Source organism: Bradyrhizobium sp. CCGB01, assembly GCF_024199795.1.
Lineage (GTDB): Bacteria > Pseudomonadota > Alphaproteobacteria > Rhizobiales > Xanthobacteraceae > Bradyrhizobium.
Genome location: NZ_JANADK010000001.1, coordinates 2,840,482 through 2,858,768 on the forward strand (window position 1 = coordinate 2,840,482; position 18,287 = coordinate 2,858,768).

The following is an 18,287-nucleotide window of genomic DNA, read 5'->3' on the forward strand; positions in this document are numbered from 1 at the left end:
ACGCTACAGCCACAAAATCTGCTTGCGATAGCCGAGATCGTTGAGCAGCGGCGCTGCCGGACCCTGGTGGAACACGGCGCCGCGCTCCAGCGCGAAGACGCGGTCGGCGAGCGCCAGCACGAGGTCGAGATTGTGCTCGACGATCACGATCGACATGTGGCGGCGCAGCTGGTCGAACACCCCGAACAGCTCCAGCGTCACGGCCGGCGCGAGGCCCTCGAACGGCTCGTCGAGCAGCAGCAGGCGGACATTGCCAGACATCGCGCGGGCGACCGCGACCATCTGCTGCTCGCCGCCCGAGAGGTAGTCGGCGGCGATGTTCATGCGCTCCTTCAGGCGCGGGAAGTAATTGAGGATCTGCTCCTCGTCCCAGACCACGCCGTCGCTGCCATCGGTCTTGCGCGCGAGGCGCCCGAGCGCGAGGTTTTCGCGCACGGTCATGCCGGCGAACAACCCGCGGCCCTGCGGCACATAGCCGACGCCGCGCCGGGCGATGTCGGGGGCGGGCAGGCGCGCGATGTCGCTGCCGTGATAGTCGATGCTGCCTGAGGCCGCCGGCACGAGGCCGGAAATGGTCTTGAGCAGCGTCGACTTGCCGGCGCCGTTGCGGCCGAGCAGCGCGACGATCTCGCCTTCGCGCACGTCGAGCGCGGCATCGTTGAGAATGTGGCTCTTGCCGTAGAAGGTGTTGACCCGGTCGAGGCGCAGCACGGTCTCGTGCTCGCCGGCCTCCTCGAGGCTGCGTCGATGCTCGACGGGAGGAATGCCCTTGCCGGTGTAGATTTCCTGCACCCGAAGATCGGCCCGCACCGCCTTGGGACAGTCGGACATCAGCACTTCGCCCTGGTTCATCACGGTCACGACCTGCGAGAAGCCGAGCACGCGGTCGATGTCGTGCTCGACGATCAGCACGGGAATGTTGGCCGCGATGTTCTTGACGAGGTTGCAGACCCGCTCGCGCTCGGCGGCGGCGAGGCCCGCGAGCGGCTCGTCGAGCAGCAGCACCTGCGGCTTGCTGCCGAGCGCGATGCCGAGATCGACCAGCCGCTGCCCGCCATAGGACAGCTCGCCGCCCTCGATTGCCTCGATGCCTTCGAGGCCGAGGAACTTTGTCAGTGCCGCGGCTTCGGCGTGGATGTCTTCGTACGCGTCGATGTCGTTCCAGATGTTGAAGCGCATGGAACGGCGCGCCTGCAGCGACAGGCGCAAATTCTCGTAGATCGTCAGCCCGCGAAACAGGTTGGTGATCTGGAACGAGCGCGCCAGCCCCTGATGGCAGATCAGATTCGCGGGCACGCCGGCGATGTCGCGGCCCTGCAGGCGGATCGTGCCCTGCTCCGGCGCATAGAGGCCGGAGATGAGGTTGAACAGCGTGGTCTTGCCGGCGCCGTTCGGTCCGATCAGCGCGTGGATCTCGCCGGCCGCGACCGTGATGCTGGCATTCTCGACCGCGCGGATGCCGCCGAACTTTCGCGAGACACCGCTGACTTCCAGCACCGTTCCCTTCAGCGTCTCGGGCCGCAGGAAATCGGGCAGCGGCAGGCCGTCATAGATCTTGCGGCGGCTCATCGCGGCCGTTTCTTCCGCGGGCGGGCGGAGGCGGCGCATGATCAGCGCGCCGATGCCGACGAGGCCGCCGGGCGAATACATCACGAAAGCCACGAAGGTGAGACCGAACCAGAACAGCCAGTCCGAGGTCCAGATCGAGAACAGTTCCCTGAACAGGATGAAGAACAGCGCCCCGAGCGCGGGGCCGAGCAGGCTGTGCATGCCGCCGATCACGACCATCGCCAGCAGCTCGCCGGCGAAGGGCACCGAGACCGCTTCGGCCGAGACGAGATAGTTGAGGAATCCGATCAGCGCGCCGGCAAGGCCGGTGACGACGGCGGAGATCACGAACACCGCGAGCTTGTAGCGCTCGACCGGGTAGCCCTGAAAGCTCGCGCGCAGCTGGTTTTCGCGGATCGCGACCAGCACATGCCCGAACGGCGAGCGCACGAGGCGCATCAGCACGTAGAGCACGGCGAGGCCGATCGCCGCGACCACGATGTAATAGTTGAGGGCACTGTCGAAGCTGATAGCGCCGATGCCGCCGCGCTTGAGGCCGCCAAGCCCGTCCTCGCCGCCGGTGAGGCTCGTCCAGCGGAAGGCCGTGGTGTAGACCAGCGCGGCCAGCGCCAGCGTGAGCAGAGAGAAGTAGACGCCGCGCCGGCGCAGGATCAGCATCCCGATCACGGTTGATGCGATGGCGACCACGACCATCGATCCCAGCAGCGGCAGCCAGATCTCGCCGGGGAAGTAGCGAAGCTGGATCAGACCGGCAGCGTAAGCGCCGATGCCGAACCAGGCGCTGTGGCCGAACGAGACGAGGCCGGTATAGCCGATGCAGAGATTGAGCCCCATGGTCGCGATCGCGAGCCCAACGATCCATGTGCCGGTGTTGAGCGACAGACCGAACGCCTTCAGCAGGAAGGGCAGCGCGACGACCGCGACAGTCGCGATCAGCAGCGGTTTCAATCTGGCGATGGTGGAAGTGCTCCTCATTCGAACTTCTCGATGCGCTCGCCGAGCAGGCCGCGCGGGCGCACCAGCAGCACCAGGAACATCAGGATGTAGATCGAGGCCTCGCCGGCGGCTGGTTCAAAGTGAATGGCAATGCCGCGCACCACGCCGACGAGCAGGGCGGAGATGACGACGCCCCAGAAACTGCCGAGCCCACCGATCACGACAACGACGAAGGCCACCGTCATGATCTCCGCGCCCATCGCCGGATGCACGGTGGTGATCGGCGCGAAGAAGGCGCCGCCGAGCGCGGCCATGCCGACGCCGAGCATCACGATCCCTGTCATGTAGGGCTGCAGGCGGATGCCGAGCGCGGCGACCATGTCCGGCCGCTGGATGCCGGCCCGCACGACGCGGCCGAACGAGGTCTTTTGCAGCAGCAGCCAGATGCCGAGCAATATCGCGGCAACGACGGCAAGGATCAGGAGACGATACCGGGAAAACAGGAAGTCGCCGACGATGACCGAGCCGCGAAAACTCTGCGGGATCTCGGTCGACACGGGTGCAGCGCCCCAGATCATGCGGATCGCCTGTTCTGCGACCATCGCGAGGCCAAAGGTGACGAGCAGGCTCAAGATCGGATCGGCCGTGTAGAAGCGGCGCAGGATGACGCGTTCAAAGAGGATGCCGAGCAGGGCGACCGCGAACGGGGAGATCACCACGGAAGCGCCGAAGCCGAGGCGCTTCGTCAGCTCGACGCAGACATAGGCGCCGAGCGCATAGAAGGCGCCATGCGCAAGATTGACGATGCCGCCGACGGAGAAGATCAGCGACAGCCCGAGCGCGATGAGCAGGTAATAGCCTCCGAGCACGAGGCCATTCACCACCTGTTCCAGCAGGAACTCGAACTGCATGTTGCGTCCTTGCCGCGCGTGCGCGCGTCAGGCCTTCATCTCGCAGGGATTCTGTTCCCGGGTCGGATAGATCGTCTCCAGCGGATCGTTCGCCGCCGGCACCACATCGCCGAGCACCAGCATGTCCCACTGGTCCTTCATCTGGTCCTTCGGCTTGACGGTGAACGGATAGGCCTCCTGCACGAGCTGGTGATCCCAGCTGCGGAAATAGGCTTTTCGCGCCTTGCCAATGTCGAACTGCGCCTGCTTCTCGAAGTAGGCGATCAGCTCGTTGCTGTCGGTCGACTTCGTCGTGTTGATCGCCTCCGCCAGCAGCTTCAGCGTCACATATTCGATCCAGGCGTGGTTCTCCGGCGGCTTGCCATATTTTTTGGTGAAGGCCGCGACGAAGGCCTGCGACGTCGGATTGTTCAGCGTGTGATACCAGACCGTCGGCCAGGTACCGCTGAGATTGCCCGCGCCCGCGGCCCAGGCATCGCCGGTGTTGAGATTGAAGCCGACCAGCGGATAGGGGAAGCCGAACTCGGCATATTGCTTGACGAGATTGGTGACCTGGTTGCCGGCGAGATTGCAGCAGACCACGTCGGGCTTGGCCTGCCGTACCTTGAGGAGATACGGGCTGAAATCGGTGACGTCGGTGGCGATCAGCTCGTCGCCGATCAGGTTCGCCTCATGCGCGCCAAAGAACGATTTTGCGGCTTTCAGCAGGTCGTGGCCGAAGATGTAGTCGGCCGTGAGCGTGAAGAACTTCTTGCCCTTCACCATGCCCTTCTGCGACAGCGCGGTGCCGACCGCGTTGACCATCACGGTGTTCGGGATGTCGCAGTGGAACGAGTACTTGTTGCAGTTCTTGCCGCGCAGCGCGTCCGAGCGTGCGCCGGTCGAGAAGAACACCTTCTTGTTGCGCTCGGCGACCTGCATGATGGTGAGCGAGGAGGCCGAGGAGATCTCGCCGAGCAGCACCGCTGCGCCGTCCTGCTCCAGCATGCGCTGGGCTTTCGTGGCGGCGGTCGCGGGATTGATCGAGTCTTCCGAGAGCAGGTCGATCTGCTTGCCCATGATGCCGCCGGACGCATTGATCTCTTCGGCCGCGAGCCTCACGCCCAGCTGCGCGTAGCTGCCGATCACGCCGAGAAAGCCGGTCAGCGGCGTCAGGTGCCCGATCCGGATCTTCTCGGCCTGTGCCCTGACGATGGATGGAAACCCAAGTGCGGACACGCCAGCGAAGGCTGCGCCCGTGCGTAACAACGTCCGTCGGCTGGTGCGGATCATGTCTGTCTCCTCCCCGGGGTGCATCGTGTGCCTCCCTTTCAAAACCGGATATCCGGTATTGTGAGAGACGTTCTTTTAATGCTGGAGGATAATCCCGAACGCCATTGCCGGTGTCAACCGGCAAAATCGCCGCTCGGGTTGCGGCTCAGGCTTTTTGCGTGAGCGCCTTTTGCGCCGAGCCCTTGGCGCCGAATTCGGCCGACAGCCGGTCGGCAGCGGCCTGCACGACCTGCGCGCTGGCGTGCAGCGCCTGGTTGGAGAGCCGCCAGATCGGGCCGGAAATGCCGAGCGCACCGATCACCTGTCCGGTGAAATCGGTGACGGGCACGGCGACGCAGCGCACTTCCGGATTGAACTCGCCGTCGTCGAAGGCAACGCCGGTGCGCTGCACCTCGGCAATCTCGCGCATCAGCGCGGCGGGATTGCTGATGGATTTGGGCGTCGAGGGTTTGAGTTCCACGCGATCGATGAACCTCTTGAGCTGCTCGGGACGGAGCGAGGCCAGAATGATCTTGCCGAGCGCGGTGCAATGAGCCGGCCGCACCACGCCGACACGATCGGTCAATTGAAACGCGCCGGGACCGCTGGTGCGCGCGATCACGACCACCGCATCGCCCATCCGCACGGCGAAATGGCTGCTTTCGCTGGTCTGGAGCGACAGCTCCTCCAGCACGGGCGTTGCGACATTGACCATCTCGATCTCGTCGAGCGCGGATGCCGCGAGCGCAAACAAAGGGCGTCCGATGCGGTAGCGCTTGTTGTCCTTCTCCTGGCGAAGATAGCCGAGCGAGACCAGCGTCTTTGCCAGATGAAACGTGGTCGAGTTGTGCAGGCCGACGAGCTTGCTGAGTTCCGCAAGCCCAATCCCCTCGCGATGGCGCGCCACCTCCTCGAGGATCGAGAAGGCGCGGCCGAGCGACTGAACGCCGCCGCCGCGCTGCTTGTCCTCGGCGTCATCGTCGCTTTCGGGTGTGGGGCTGGGGACCAGTTTCGCAATCGCGGCCTTGCGCGGGCTTGCGGGCTTCTCGCCGGTCGTCGGCTTGGTGCGCGATCTCAAGGACAAGGCCCCTTCTTTCAAATCCGTCGTGACTCGATGCTGCGACAGTAGCACGCAACCACGCAGCCGTCGGAGCCGAGCCCGCGTTTCCTCAGGTCAACAGACTATCACAATATAAATTGACGTACAGCATTATGAGAAATAGGGTGCCCGCGGCTCAGCGACGACCGTCCCATTCTCTGCATCGGTCCATAAGAAGTCGTGGGTCGGCAGGAGACGGGTTGATGTCGAAGAACATGCTCAATGGCGCCCAGGTCATTGTCGATTATCTGATCCAGGAGAAGGTGCCGCAGGTGTTCGGGCTATGCGGCCACGGCAACATCCAGTTCATCGATGCGCTGTACGAACGCTCCCAGGAGATCAAGACGATCTCCGTGCATCACGAGAGCGTCGCCGGCTTCATGGCCGACGTCTACTACCGCGTCTCGGGCAGGCCGACGGCGACCTTTACTTCGTGCGGGCCGGGCTCCGCCAATTTGCCGATCTCGCTCGCCAACGCCTTCCTCGACTCCGTGCCGTTCATGGCGATCACCGGCAATGTGCCGACCAGCCAGTTCAATCGCGGCGCGTTCCAGGAGATGTATCGGCACTATCAGGCCGACTTCCCCTCGACCGTGCGCACGATGTGCAAGAAGGTGTTTCAACCGACGCGCGGCGAGATGGTGCCGCTGGCGGTGCGGCAGGCCTGGAAGACGATGGTCACGGGGCGACCGGGGCCCGTGGTGGTCGATGTGCCCTTCGACGTCTTCATGGAATCGGCGGCCGAAGAGGCGCCGAAGGCGATCGAGTGGAGCGCCAACATCTCCAGCCGCTGCGGCGCCGATCCTGAAGGTGTCGAGAAGGCGGTCGACATGCTGCTCGCGGCGGAACGGCCGGTGATGCTGGTCGGGCAGGGCGTACGCTATGGCGGCGCGGCCGACGAGCTGCGCAAGCTCGCCGAGCGGCTTCAGATTCCGGTGGCGGCATCAGCGAGCGGGCTAGGCGCGCTCGACGTCAATCATCCGCTGGCGCTCGGCCTCGTCGCACGCGCCGGCCACTATCAGGCCAACCACGCCGCGCGCCAGGCCGACGTGCTGCTCGCGCTCGGCGTCCGCTTCGACGATCGAACCTCGAGCTCGTGGATTCCCGGCTATTCCTTCACCATCCCGCCGACGCGGCTGATCCACGTCGACATCGACCCCGAGGAGATCGGCCGCAACTATCCCGTTGCGCTCGGGCTGATGGCCGACGTGCGCACGTTCCTGCGCCAGGTCCACGCCGAGCTCGATCGCCGCGACAACCTCTTCAAAAAGTCCGATGCGCGCAAGAAATGGCTGGCGCAGATCGATGGCTATCGCAAGGAGTGGGACAAGTTCGTCGCGCCCGGCTTCTCCGACGACACCACCCCGATCAATCCGCAGCGCGCGGCGGCCGAGATCGACAAGGCGCTGCCGGAAGACGCGATCCTCGTGTCGGACATCGGCGTGCATCACAACTGGCTGCTCGGCTTCTGCAAGCCGAAGCGGCCGGATTCGCTGATTGGCTCGATGGGCTTTGGTCCGATGGGCTTTGGCGTTGCCGGCGTGATGGGCGCGAAATTCGCGGCGCCCGATCGCCCCTGCGTATCGGTGTGCGGGGACGGCGCCTTCTTCATGCACGCGAACGTGCTGGGCACGGCGGTCGAGTACAATCTGCCCGTGGTCTGGGTGGTCTGGAACAATTACGCCTATGCCTCGATCCGTGGACTTCAGCGCGGCTACCTCGGCGGACGCGAGCTTGCGACCGACTTCAGGCATCCCGAGACGGGCGAGCGTTACAATCCGGACTTTGCGGCGATGGCGCGCTCTTGCGGCGTCGAGGGCGTGCGGGTCGACCGGCCCGGCGATCTTGGCGAAGCGATTCGCAAGGGCATCGCCGCGAACAGGCCTTATCTGATTGACGTCGACATCGCCGCCGACGTCAATCCGTCTGGCGCCGGCGTCTGGGAATTGCCGGGCCTGGGCCAAAGCAAGGCCGGCATCGGTACGCGCTTCCAGCCGGGCTGATCGCGCGGGCTCAACAATCAAACAGGAATGTCGGGAGATCGGAATGACGCTCGCAGGCAAAAAGGTCGTCGTGGTCGGCGGCTCCTCTGGAATCGGGCTGGCCACGGCAGAGCTTGCCAAGAGTCAAGGCGCGGACGTCATCATCGCCTCGCGCAGCGCCGCAAAGCTTGATCCCGTCGCCGAGCGGCTGAAGGTGACGGCTATCGCTGCCGACGTCACCAGCGACCAGAGCGTCGCTGACCTGTTCCGCCGCATCGGCGCCGTCGATCATGTCGTGCTCACGGCCGCGCAATTGCGCACTGGCCCGTTCAGGACGGTTGCGATGGACGACGTGCGCGCCACCATGGAAGGCAAGTTCTGGGGCGCCTGGCGCGTTGCGCGCGAGGCCGAGATCCGTCCGGGCGGCTCGCTGACGCTGGTCACCGGCTTTCTCAGCGTCGGGCCGCGGCCGAACTCGGCGATCATCAGCGCCGCGAACGGCGCGCTGGAATCGCTGACCCGCGCGCTCGCGCTCGAGCTTGCGCCGGTGCGGGTGAATGCGGTGTCGCCCGGCGTGATCGACACGCCGATCCGGGCGGCGATGCCGGAAGCTGTGCGGAAGGAGATGCTGGCGAAGACGGCCGCCGCGCTGCCGGTCGGCCGCGTCGGTGCGGCCGAGGACATCGCCTGGCAGATATTGAGCTTCATGGCGAACGGCTTTGCCACGGGCTCGATCGTCTATGTCGACGGCGGCGCGCTGGTGAACTAGGGAGCACGATCATGGCCGAGCAAAGCAATGCCGCCTTCATCCGCAACATCGCCGAGGTGCCCTGGCGCGAATTCCCAAATCACTTCGGCGGCGCGCTGTCGAAGCCGCTGGTGATGCCGGAGACCGCGGGCTCGCGCCACATCGATTATCGCATCTCCATGTACCAGCCGATGGCCCATGTCGCACGCCATCACCACAAGGTGCAGGAGCAGGTCTATCACGTGCTCGAAGGCGAGGGGCTGATGGAGATCGCGGGCAAGAACCATGTCGTGCGCAAGCACGACGTGATCTTCCTGCCGCCCGGCGTCGAGCACGCGATCTCGAATTCCGGTCTGACGGATCTCGTGTTCCTGGTGGTGACGTCGCCGGTGACCGACGACGACAAGCCGGTGTGAGCGGTCAGCGATCGCTCGATGCGAAACGGACGGCGCGGGCCTTCGCGCTTTTTCCGGCCGCGCGCACCGCAATGATGATGCGCGCCTTGCCGTGGGTGCTCTTCCGGATCACGGAGGCAAGACGCTTGCGTGCACGGTTGGCGGTCGATCGCGCCGCCATTTGCTCGGCCTTGCGAATGATGGCGGCAGCGGAGGGTGTCAGGTTCACCGGAACCCAGGCGACGTCCTTCGTCTTGGACAGGCTGCCGACGCCTTCGCATGGCGCTTCGCGCGGCAGGTCGATCCGGATCGCGAGGGCGTCCGCGCGCTCGGTCCAGTCCTCGGCCCTGGTGCCGGTGATGATGCGGACATAGTCGCGCGTCTCGCGCGGCAGCTCGCTTTCCCTGGCAAGCCACTTCTGGATGCGGCCGGGGCCGGCGTTATACGCGGCCGCGGCAAGGCCGAGATTGCCGAAATCGTCGCGGAGCTTGCGCAGGAATCTGGCTGATGCCGGCAGCGCCTTCATCGCATCGAAGGGATCGTCAAGCCCGACTTCGGCGGCAGTCTCCGGCATGAACTGCGCAACGCCCTGTGCGCCGGCCTGGCTGACCTCGTTCGATTTGAAGCGGCTCTCCTGCCAGATCAGGCGGGCGAAGAACGGCACCGGAATGCCGCTCGTTTCGGCGGCCTGGCGAAGTGCGTGGCAGAATCGTTCGGTCGGCGAAGCAGGCGCCTGCACGACAGCTTCGACTGCGCGCGGCGGCTCGGGTGTCTCTTCATAGGCCGCGCGCGCGTTGGTCAGCTCGATGGCTTGCACGCTCGCGAGGAAGAGCTCGACAACTGGAACAAGTGGCGAGGCTTGAGTGTTTTGAAGAACAACGCGGTCGAAAGTTGATGTCTGCCGGGACGGCGACGGATCGAGGTCGCACATCAGAATCAGAAACGCGGCGCAAGCCGCGACGACAAATCGCATTGCTGGGGCAACCTCGAACTGTGGGTGAACGGCCAGCGATGCGCCGGCAATAAGGAGTTCTTAACCGTCCGATTGCGGCAAAGCTGCGGTCTCGCCGGTTCCGTCGGTGTTACTACGGTGTTCCCGAAGTGAAACTCTCCGCGGTTTTTGCGGAGCGTTGGTGAATTGGGACGAGCGACATGACGCGGTGGATGCTTGGTGCGGTGATTGCGCTGTGGGTGACCTGTCCGGCACTCGCGAACAATCTCGATGCCACCGCAGTGAACGACGCCGCGCGTCCGGCAAAACAGCCTGCGACCGACAAGGTCAACGCATCCGTTGTGAAGCTTCAGGTCATGCTGGACCGTGCGCAATTCTCGCCCGGCGAGATCGACGGCAAGCTCGGCGAGAACGCGCAAAAGGCGCTGAGAGCATTTGCCGAGCAGAACGGTATCGCATCCGACAAGACAATAGCGCCGGAGCTCTGGGAGAGATTGAGCGCGGCGAGTGAAGGTCCCGTTGTCGTCGAGTACAAGATCGCCGACACCGATGTGAAGGGACCGTTCCTGAAGGTGTTGCCGGGCAAGCTGGAGGACATGAAGTCGCTGCAGGCGCTGAGCTACACCAGCCCGCTCGAGGGGCTCGCCGAGAAATTCCACATGAGCGAGGATTTGCTTCGATCGCTCAATCCAGGCAAGTCCTTCGACAAGGCCGGCGAGACGATCATCGTTGCAAACGTTTCGGCACGGCGAGAGCTGCCACGCATTGTGCGGGTCGAAGTCGACAAGAAGAATGGGACATTGAAGGCGTTCGACGGGTCCGATCGTCTGCTCGCGTTCTATCCGGCATCAATCGGCAGCCCGGATCGCCCGACGCCGAGCGGCACGCTCAAGGTCACCAGCACCAGCGAGAAGCCGACCTACCGCTACAATCCCGACTACAAGTTTCACAGCGTCAAGTCCAAGAAGCCGTTCGACGTCAAGCCGGGCCCGAACAATCCGGTCGGGGCGTACTGGATCGGCCTGTCGGCGCAGGGGTATGGTATCCACGGCACGGCGGAGCCCGACAAGGTCAGCAAGTCCGCGTCGCATGGCTGCATCAGGTTGACGAATTGGGACGTGCGCACGCTCGGCGACAACCTCAAGCGCGGCACGCCGGTCGTTTTCCTCGATGCGCCCACGGATTCGTCATCGAAGCAAGGGAAGCCTGCCGCCAGGCGCGCCGCGAACTAGGGCGTGTACTCATAAACCCGATCAGCCCACGCGGAGGTAGGGCTCGTGTCCGTTTAGTCTTCAAGACCGGACATCGCCAGTTCGCCCTAGCTAGCCCGCTAAGGGCCAGAAGCTGACTTAACGGTCTGCAAACCCTAGTCGTCAGAGAGCTGCCAGCTAAGAGGGTCCTCGTGCTACTTTAGCGGGCATGTCACCCTTCAGCATTCGCTCCACCCTTATGCTCGTCCTCGTCGTCGGGGGCACGTCAAGCGCCTACATGTTCCTCGGCCTCAGCCTCGTCGTGGTACTGATAGCGTTGGGCCTAGCCTGCCTTGTATACGTTCCATTCGCTAAGAGCTACGGATGGGGCAATGAGGGGCGTCTCACGAGACATCTCAGTCGTCCGCCATTCGAAGACGAAAGCCGCAGAGCCAGTTAGGCGCCAGAGCGTTCGTACCCTGGAGGAACAGGGATGACTGTTTCAGAGGAAGTCCGAGTTTGGCGGTTTCGAGTGCGAGGCTTTGCGGTTGCTGGAGTTGTATGTCTCGCCCTGATTTTCTTGCTGAAGATTTTCGATCCAACCGAGTTCGTGAAAAGCTTCATTCGTCCGCTTGTTCTGCTTCTGATTTTCCTTTGGTTGTGCGGGCTATATTGCACCTACCGGTATTGGACAGATTTTAGAGAAGATGAAGTCCGGCGCGGCGGATCAGAGCAAACCGCTCGCGCAAAATGGCTTAAACTGCACCCACCCCTTGGCTAAATGCTGGATAGGCCGCTTTGGGTCACAAGCCGCCGATCACGCTCAATGTGGCAGACTTCCGCTTTGCATTCGCAAGCCGACGTTTATGAGTACACGCCCTAGTCTTTCGGGAAGTCCTTACGCATCGCGATCTCTGCGGCGTCGCCAGGCGACAGCACGGTCTGGTCGAACGCGGCTTGCGGCCTCGTCATGATGTCGTAGAGCGAGATACCCTTGATGGGCTTTCCCATGAGCTCGCGAACGCAGTCGGCGAGCGTGCCGTTGTAGACCAGATAGGGCGGACCTCTGTCCTTCTGTCTCTCGCCCTTCAGCGACGGCCACTTCTTCAACTCGGCCGGCGCGTCATAGGCGATCGGCGATCCCTCTTTGAACATGCGCTTGGTCTCAGGCAGTGTGAAATGCCTGAAAACCTTACGGCCTGCCCGGTAAACGCTTGTTAAAGAATTAGTTCAAATCAGCCGGCAACGAAGGCGAGCAGGGTGCCGTTGGCCCTGGCCGGCGGTACGCAGATCGCAGCTCCGCTGCGCACGGCCACTGAGCCCAGCGCCTTCTCGGTCGCCGCGAGATCGCCGCTGACGAGCACCAGCGCCGCGCCGCCGCGCTCGGAGAGACCCGTGAGCGGCACGCCGGGATAGCGTTTGCCGAGCTGGTCCAAGGTCAAATAGACGAAGTCGGCACGATCGCCGCCGGAGGGCACGGTGACCGCGCCGTCCGCCTCGGCCTTCGGTTCGCGGTCGATCAGCCGTCCGAGATGCGCGGCCTCCTTCGCGGGCTCCGACGTTGCGATCAGCGTCTGCTTGATCCGCCTTGTTGCATTGGCATGCTTCATCAGTTCAGGGATCCACACGGTTTCGCGGGTCTTGTGCTGGCAGGCGAAGATGCGCACGCCGCCGGGCGCTTCCGCGGTCGGCCACATGAAGGTACGGAATTTTGCTGCCGACACCGTACCGTTCGGCAGCGTCACCGGCCGTTCGAAATCGGTCGGGCCGATCGGCGTGAGGCCGCGTGCGCGGATCTCCTCCGCGCCGGCTGCGGAATCGACCGCGGTGAAGGCGATGCGCTCGATGCCTTCGCCGCGCTTGTCGAGGAAGGCGCGCGCGGGCGCGTTGTGCTCGGTCGCAGCCAGCACGCCGAGCAGCTCCATATAGTCGGGGTCGAACATGATGGTGTAGTTGCCGGTGCCCATATGGGCACTGTGGGTGCCGCGCGGCGAGACGGTGAAGCCGAGTTGCCGGTAATTCTCGGCGGCCTTGTCGAGGTCCTGAACCATGACCACCGCGTGGTCGATACCGATGACGTTCTTGAGGGCCACTGTTCTTTCCCCGCGACAATTGCAAACTGACTTTGCGTCCGCATAGGCGGCCCGCTGGCCTTGTCTACGCCGGATGGGCGGTCAAGTCATTTTCAAATCGACGGGAAATGCGGAATTTCATTCCGCGAAATGCGCGGTCGACGCGCGTTGGCGTCAGCGCGCCTGCTCGATATAGGCGGCGAGGATGGCGCGCTCCTCGCTGGTCATCTCGGTGATGTTGCCCGGCGGCATCGCACTGGACCATGCCGCCACGCGGCCGATCAGGCGGATGTTGCGATGGATGTGCTCGGGCGCATCGAGCAAAATGCCTTTGGGCGCGGTCACGACGCCGGCCCAGACCGGCTCGGCCGCGTGGCACATGCTGCAGCGGGACATCACGATCTCCTCGACATTGGCGAGCGTCGGCTGCGCCGGCAGCGCGCTTGTCTTGACGTCGCGCGGTCCAGCGGCGGAGAGGAAGAGGATCGCGATCACGCCGGCTGCCGCCACGCCCCACACCCACCACGGCGATCTGCGCCCGGCATGCCGCTCGTTGAAGAAGTGGCGGATCACGGGGCCGAGGGCCAGGATGATCGCGACGATGATCCAGTTGAAGCGCGTGGCGTAGAGCAGGGGATAGTGATTGCTGATCATCAGCACGACGACGGGGAGCGTCAGGTAGTTGTTGTGAACCGAGCGCTCCTTGCTGGCTTTGCCGAGCTTGGGGTCGGGCGCCTGGCCCGCGATCAGGGCGGCTACGATCTTCTTCTGGTTCGGGATGATCAGCGCGAAGACGTTGGCGACCATGATGGTGCCGATGATCGCGCCGATCTGGTTGAAGGCGCCGCGGCCGCTGAGCACATGGGTAAAGGCGTAGGTCAACGCGACCAGGAACAAATAGCCGCCGATGGCAAAGGGTAGCTCGCGCTGCGCAAGCCCGCTGCGGCAGGCGGCCTCATAGAGCAGCCATGCCAGCGCGAGACTGCAGAAGCTGAACAGCCCCGCCTGGAATGGCGTGAGGTCGAGGATCGACTTGTCGACCAGGAACAGGTCGGCCTCGAGATAATACACCACCACCATCAGTGCGAAGCCGGACAGCCAGGTGGTGTAGGCCTCCCATTTGAACCAGGTGAGTTCGTCCGGCATCTGGCTGGGCGCAACCAGATACTTCATGATCCGGTAGAAGCCGCCGCCATGGACCTGCCAGGCCTCGCCCTGCACGCCGTCCGGCAGGTCGGTCTTCGGCTTCAGGCTGAGATCGAGGGCGATGAAGTAGAAGGAACTGCCGATCCAGGCGATCGCCGCCACCACGTGCAGCCAGCGGAGCAACAGGCTCGCCCATTCCGATATGATGGATCCCCACATGATTACCCCATCGGGTGCGACCCGGATGCCGCAGCTTTGATGACCGCAACCGGCGGCCACGCCCTTACAATGTGTCGCACCGATCTGCCGCATTTTCCAGTACGATGGGCTGCGGCTGATGCACATCGTGCGGGCATGAGCTGACGTGGGATTCGGCAGGCGTTCGACCTGCGGCAGAACGTTGTGTCGATAAGCATTGACGCTTGCGATAGGCAGGCCGGGAGGAAGACGACGTGAAAAACAGGATCTCGACTGCGGTGATGTCTGCGGGATTGCTGGTCGCGATTGCGGCTGGCGCGCAGGCCGAGCCGGTTCTCCAGGGCAATGACGCCTACGGCGATTGGCGGGCCGACAAGCCCGGCACGGTCAGGTTGATCCGGCCGCAGGATCTGGTTCGGCCCGGCGCCACCCGGTCGGTTGCGAGTACGTCGTCTGTGGTGCCGCGTCCGCCGGAGGCCGCGCTCCAGGTGCCGGCAGGCTTCAGGATCGAGCTGTTCGCCGAAGGCCTGCGCGCTCCACGCATCGTGAGGGTTGCGCCGAACGGTGATGTCTTCGTCGCGGAGACGCGTGCCGGCAACATCCGCGTGCTGCGCGCCGGCGAGGGCGGCAAGGTCGCGACCAACGAGATGTTTGCCAGTGGCCTCAGGCGGCCGTTCGGCATCGCCTTCTTCCCGAACGGAGACAATCCGCAATGGGTCTATATTGCCAACACCGACAGCGTCGTCCGTTTTCCTTATCAGGCCGGCGATCTCAAGGCGCGCGGCAAGGCGGAGACGATTGTGGCAAGCCTGCCGCGCGACGGCAGCCATTCCACCCGCGACATCGTCTTTTCGCCGGACAACAAGCGCATGCTGGTTTCCGTCGGCTCGCTCAGTAACGTCGCCGAGGGCATGGGCAATCCACCGGGCGGGTTGGATGCTTGGTCGAAGGCGCAGCCGCTTGGCGCGGCCTGGGCCAGCGAGACCGAGCGCGCCACCGTTCTGGCCTTCACTCCCGATGGCAAGGAGCGGAAGATCTACGCCACCGGCATCCGCAACTGCGTCGGCCTTGCGGTCCAGCCGCAGACCGGGTTGCCCTGGTGCTCGACCAACGAGCGCGACGGCCTCGGCGACGATCTCGTGCCGGACTATGTGACGAGCGTGAAGGAAGGCGCGTTCTACGGCTGGCCCTGGTTCTATATCGGCGGCAACGAAGACCCGCGCCATGAAAATGCGCGGCCGGACCTCAAGGACAAGGTGACGGTGCCTGATGTGCTGATCCAGCCGCACTCGGCCTCGCTGGGCATGACCTTCTATCAGGGCACGCAGTTTCCATCCGAGTATCAGGGCGACGCCTTCGCGGCCGAGCACGGCTCCTGGAACAGGTCCAAGCGCACCGGCTACAAGGTGATCCGCATCAAGATGAAGGACGGCAAGCCGACCGGCGAGTACGAGGATTTCGTCACGGGGTTCGTCGTGAATGACACGGAGGTCTGGGGAAGGCCGGTCGGCGTTGCCGTGGCGAAGGATGGATCGCTGCTGGTGTCGGAGGACGGCAACGGCACGATCTGGCGGGTGACAAGCGCGCCGCGATGACGGGTTTTCTTCCCCTCTCCCCGCAAGCGGGGAGGGGGGAAGGAAGGACCTACCCCCGCCTCACGCTCGCGCCGCCATCCACCGGCAGCGTCACGCCGGTGATGAAGTTCGCCTCATCTGAGGCCAAAAACAGCGCGGCGTTCGCGACGTCCCATCCGGTGCCCATCTTCTTGCGCAGCGGCACCTTGCTGTCGCGCTCGGCTTCGACTTCGGCGCGGGTCTTGGACCATTCACGGGCGCGGGTGTCGACGGCCATCGGCGTGTTCATCAGGCCCGGCAGGATGACGTTGGCGCGGATGCCGTATTCGGCATTCTGGTAGGCGAGCTGTTCGGTGAAGGCGATCATCGCCGATTTCGTCGCCTTGTAAGCGACGTAAGGATAGGTCGTGATCGCCGCCATCGAGGAGATGTTGATGATCGCGCCGCTTCTTTGCGCGCGCATGATCGGGATGACTTCCTTCGCCGCCAGAATGCAGCTCTTCAGATTGATGGCGACGACACGGTCGAACGCCTCCTCGGTAATTTGAAGCAGCTCGGCATCGCCCCCGGACAGGCTGACACCGACATTGTTGTGCAGCACGTCGATCCGGGCCCAGCGCGCCTGCGCGTCCGCCACCATCGCCTTGATGTCGGCGGATTTGGTCACGTCGGCCTTGAAGGCCGCGGCGGTGCCGTGCGTCGCCGCGATCAGGTCGACCGTTTCCTGCGCCGACTCCAGATGATGGTCGACGCACAGCACCTTGGCGCCTTCGCGCGCGAAGGTGAGCGCCGTGGCGCGGCCATTGCCCATGCCTTCGCCGGGGCTCTGGCCGGCGCCGACGACGATCGCAACCTTGTCCTTCAAGCGCATCTCACTTCACTCCCGGGATCGGGTACTGCTGGAGTACCTCTTTGTAATATGGTTCGTTGTCGATCTTCATGGTCGCGAGCACGCGCACCACGCCGCAATAGAAGGCAATGGTCAGGACGAGATCGACCATGTGCTCGTCGGAGAGGTGCTGCTTGATCTCGGCGAAGGTCGCGTCCGACATGGCGAGCTCGCGCACCATCTCTCGGGCGCCTTTCAGGATCGCCCTGGCCAGTGGCTCGAGCTTCGACGGCTTGCCCTCGGTCTCCGCCATCAGGCCGGCGATGTCCTCGTCGGTGACGCCGAACTCCTTGCCGATCTTCACATGATGGGTGAATTCGTATTCCGATTTCTCCATCCAGCCGACCTGGAGAATCGCGAGCTCGCGCAGGCGCGGGTCGAGCTTGCTCCTGAAGCGGATATAGCCGCCGATGCCGTTGAAGGCGCGCGCCATCTCCGGCGAGTTGACCAGCAGCTTGTGCAGATTGGTGTTGCGCTTGAGCATGTCGCGATATTCGGGCGCGACCTGGTCGGCCTCGAGATAGGGCAGGCGGGCCATTGCTGGTTTCCTCTAGTGTTCTTGTGACTCGCGTTCGGGGGCTTGCAGCGTGACGCCGCCGTCGACGACCAGCACCTGGCCGGTGATGTAGCGGGCAAAGTTGCTGAGCAGGAATTTGACGGCGTGGCCGACGTCCCAGCCGGTGCCTTCCGTCTTGAGCACTGAGGCCCTGGCCCGCTGCGCGCGAGCCTGCTCGCTCATGCCGCGGGCATAGACCATCGGCGTGTACATCGGCCCGGGGCAGATGCAGTTGACGCGGATGTTGTCGCGGCCGTGATCGACCGCCATCGCGCGCGTGAGACCGATGATGGCGGCCTTCGAGGTCGTGTAGGTCGTGAGCCCGCGCGGCCTGAGCGCCGAGATCGATGAGATGTTGACGATCGCGCCGCCCCTGGCGGTCTTGATCATGGCGGGAATCGCATGCTTCGACAGCAGGAACATGGTCTCGACATTGACCTGCATGACGCGACGATACTGCTCGGGGGTCTCGTCGACCACGCTGCCGCGGCTGCCGATGCCGACATTGTTGTCGAGGAAATCGAGCCGGCCCCAGCGGTCGAGCGCGGCCTCGACCAGTGTCCTGCAATCCGCTTCGCTGGTGACGTCGCCGCCATGCGCTGCTGCCGTGCCGCCTTCGGCCGCGATCATCCCGACGGTGCGCTCGGCGAGCTTGAGGTCGCGATCGGCCACCAGCACGTTTGCGCCGGCGCGGGCGAGCAAAATTGCTGCAGCGCGGCCGTTGCCGATGCCGTCGCCCGCGGCGCCGCCGCCGCTGATCAAGGCGACCTTGCCGGCGAGGCCGGCATCGTCCTCAGGGCCCTGCATGTCGTTTCATCC

16 protein-coding genes are annotated in these 18,287 nt (G+C 64.3%); 5 read left to right on the top strand and 11 right to left on the bottom strand.

Annotated features, from left to right (window positions below; translation table 11 throughout):
* Window positions 1-3: 3 nt before the first annotated feature.
* From NLM25_RS13085 to NLM25_RS13100, 4 genes are all read right to left on the bottom strand, one after another.
* Entirely contained in the window at window positions 4-2,544 is a 2,541-nt protein-coding gene (locus tag NLM25_RS13085) for a branched-chain amino acid ABC transporter ATP-binding protein/permease (protein ID WP_254137186.1), read from the bottom strand.
* On the bottom strand, window positions 2,541-3,416 hold the full coding sequence (locus NLM25_RS13090; RefSeq protein ID WP_254137187.1) for a branched-chain amino acid ABC transporter permease: 876 nt from the start codon (window positions 3,414-3,416) through the stop codon (window positions 2,541-2,543). Before NLM25_RS13090 ends, NLM25_RS13085 begins: the two co-directional genes overlap by 4 nt.
* Before the next feature lie 27 nt (window positions 3,417-3,443).
* Window positions 3,444-4,688 carry an ABC transporter substrate-binding protein gene (locus NLM25_RS13095; RefSeq protein WP_254137188.1) on the bottom strand — a complete coding sequence of 415 codons (1,245 nt, stop codon included), beginning with the start codon at window positions 4,686-4,688 and terminating at the stop codon, window positions 3,444-3,446.
* 145 nt (window positions 4,689-4,833) lie between these two features.
* Window positions 4,834-5,751 (bottom strand): IclR family transcriptional regulator, encoded by a 918-nt coding sequence (locus NLM25_RS13100; protein ID WP_254137189.1) that lies wholly within the window; start codon window positions 5,749-5,751, stop codon window positions 4,834-4,836.
* Window positions 5,752-5,969: 218 nt separating this feature from the next.
* Between NLM25_RS13100 and NLM25_RS13105 the strand changes: the two genes are divergently transcribed.
* Genes NLM25_RS13105 through NLM25_RS13115 form a run of 3 tightly spaced genes read left to right on the top strand, consistent with a single transcriptional unit; the run spans window position 5,970 to window position 8,912 of the window.
* On the top strand, window positions 5,970-7,769 hold the full coding sequence (locus NLM25_RS13105) for a thiamine pyrophosphate-binding protein (protein WP_254117197.1): 1,800 nt from the start codon (window positions 5,970-5,972) through the stop codon (window positions 7,767-7,769).
* A gap of 43 nt (window positions 7,770-7,812) precedes the next feature.
* Window positions 7,813-8,517: an SDR family oxidoreductase gene (locus NLM25_RS13110; protein ID WP_254137190.1), complete on the top strand. Its 705-nt coding sequence runs from the start codon at window positions 7,813-7,815 to the stop codon at window positions 8,515-8,517.
* Window positions 8,518-8,528: 11 nt separating this feature from the next.
* A complete protein-coding gene (locus NLM25_RS13115; protein ID WP_254137191.1) occupies window positions 8,529-8,912 on the top strand; it encodes a cupin domain-containing protein in 384 nt (127 codons plus the stop codon).
* A gap of 4 nt (window positions 8,913-8,916) precedes the next feature.
* Here NLM25_RS13115 and NLM25_RS13120 read toward each other — a convergent pair whose 3' ends face one another.
* The gene (locus NLM25_RS13120; RefSeq protein WP_254137192.1) at window positions 8,917-9,864 is read right to left on the bottom strand and encodes a lytic transglycosylase domain-containing protein; all 948 of its coding nucleotides are present in this window, start codon (window positions 9,862-9,864) and stop codon (window positions 8,917-8,919) included.
* 179 nt (window positions 9,865-10,043) lie between these two features.
* Here NLM25_RS13120 and NLM25_RS13125 point away from each other — a divergent pair, with 179 nt between their 5' ends.
* A complete protein-coding gene (locus NLM25_RS13125) occupies window positions 10,044-11,075 on the top strand; it encodes a L,D-transpeptidase family protein (protein ID WP_254137193.1) in 1,032 nt (343 codons plus the stop codon).
* A gap of 837 nt (window positions 11,076-11,912) precedes the next feature.
* Here NLM25_RS13125 and NLM25_RS13130 read toward each other — a convergent pair.
* From NLM25_RS13130 to NLM25_RS13140, 3 genes are all read right to left on the bottom strand, one after another.
* Window positions 11,913-12,188 (bottom strand): hypothetical protein, encoded by a 276-nt coding sequence (locus NLM25_RS13130; RefSeq protein WP_254117203.1) that lies wholly within the window; start codon window positions 12,186-12,188, stop codon window positions 11,913-11,915.
* Window positions 12,189-12,268: 80 nt separating this feature from the next.
* Entirely contained in the window at window positions 12,269-13,126 is an 858-nt protein-coding gene (locus tag NLM25_RS13135) for a VOC family protein (protein WP_254137194.1), read from the bottom strand.
* 153 nt (window positions 13,127-13,279) lie between these two features.
* Window positions 13,280-14,470 (bottom strand): urate hydroxylase PuuD, encoded by a 1,191-nt coding sequence (locus tag NLM25_RS13140; RefSeq protein WP_254137195.1) that lies wholly within the window; start codon window positions 14,468-14,470, stop codon window positions 13,280-13,282.
* Window positions 14,471-14,703: 233 nt separating this feature from the next.
* Here NLM25_RS13140 and NLM25_RS13145 point away from each other — a divergent pair, with 233 nt between their 5' ends.
* Window positions 14,704-16,044: a PQQ-dependent sugar dehydrogenase gene (locus NLM25_RS13145; RefSeq protein ID WP_254137196.1), complete on the top strand. Its 1,341-nt coding sequence runs from the start codon at window positions 14,704-14,706 to the stop codon at window positions 16,042-16,044.
* Window positions 16,045-16,093: 49 nt separating this feature from the next.
* On the opposite strand, the gene NLM25_RS13150 is transcribed toward NLM25_RS13145, so the two are convergent.
* The 3 genes from NLM25_RS13150 to NLM25_RS13160 are packed head-to-tail and all read right to left on the bottom strand — an operon-like array spanning window position 16,094 to window position 18,275.
* Window positions 16,094-16,894: an SDR family NAD(P)-dependent oxidoreductase gene (locus tag NLM25_RS13150; protein ID WP_254137197.1), complete on the bottom strand. Its 801-nt coding sequence runs from the start codon at window positions 16,892-16,894 to the stop codon at window positions 16,094-16,096.
* A 1-nt stretch (window position 16,895) separates the two neighbouring features.
* On the bottom strand, window positions 16,896-17,450 hold the full coding sequence (locus NLM25_RS13155; protein ID WP_254117208.1) for a carboxymuconolactone decarboxylase family protein: 555 nt from the start codon (window positions 17,448-17,450) through the stop codon (window positions 16,896-16,898).
* A gap of 12 nt (window positions 17,451-17,462) precedes the next feature.
* Window positions 17,463-18,275 (bottom strand): SDR family NAD(P)-dependent oxidoreductase, encoded by an 813-nt coding sequence (locus NLM25_RS13160; RefSeq protein WP_254137198.1) that lies wholly within the window; start codon window positions 18,273-18,275, stop codon window positions 17,463-17,465.
* Window positions 18,276-18,287: the final 12 nt, after the last annotated feature.

Bases quoted from the DNA above. Each gene is read 5' to 3' on its own strand.
- NLM25_RS13085 (WP_254137186.1), bottom strand. From the start codon at position 2,544: ATGAGGAGCACTTCCACCATCGCCAGATTGAAACCGCTGCTGATCGCG.
- NLM25_RS13090 (WP_254137187.1), bottom strand. From the start codon at position 3,416: ATGCAGTTCGAGTTCCTGCTGGAACAGGTGGTGAATGGCCTCGTGCTC.
- NLM25_RS13095 (WP_254137188.1), bottom strand. From the start codon at position 4,688: ATGATCCGCACCAGCCGACGGACGTTGTTACGCACGGGCGCAGCCTTC.
- NLM25_RS13105 (WP_254117197.1), top strand. From the start codon at position 5,970: ATGTCGAAGAACATGCTCAATGGCGCCCAGGTCATTGTCGATTATCTG.
- NLM25_RS13110 (WP_254137190.1), top strand. From the start codon at position 7,813: ATGACGCTCGCAGGCAAAAAGGTCGTCGTGGTCGGCGGCTCCTCTGGA.
- NLM25_RS13115 (WP_254137191.1), top strand. From the start codon at position 8,529: ATGGCCGAGCAAAGCAATGCCGCCTTCATCCGCAACATCGCCGAGGTG.
- NLM25_RS13120 (WP_254137192.1), bottom strand. From the start codon at position 9,864: ATGCGATTTGTCGTCGCGGCTTGCGCCGCGTTTCTGATTCTGATGTGC.
- NLM25_RS13125 (WP_254137193.1), top strand. From the start codon at position 10,044: ATGACGCGGTGGATGCTTGGTGCGGTGATTGCGCTGTGGGTGACCTGT.
- NLM25_RS13130 (WP_254117203.1), bottom strand. From the start codon at position 12,188: ATGTTCAAAGAGGGATCGCCGATCGCCTATGACGCGCCGGCCGAGTTG.
- NLM25_RS13140 (WP_254137195.1), bottom strand. From the start codon at position 14,470: ATGTGGGGATCCATCATATCGGAATGGGCGAGCCTGTTGCTCCGCTGG.
- NLM25_RS13150 (WP_254137197.1), bottom strand. From the start codon at position 16,894: ATGCGCTTGAAGGACAAGGTTGCGATCGTCGTCGGCGCCGGCCAGAGC.
- NLM25_RS13155 (WP_254117208.1), bottom strand. From the start codon at position 17,450: ATGGCCCGCCTGCCCTATCTCGAGGCCGACCAGGTCGCGCCCGAATAT.
- NLM25_RS13160 (WP_254137198.1), bottom strand. From the start codon at position 18,275: ATGCAGGGCCCTGAGGACGATGCCGGCCTCGCCGGCAAGGTCGCCTTG.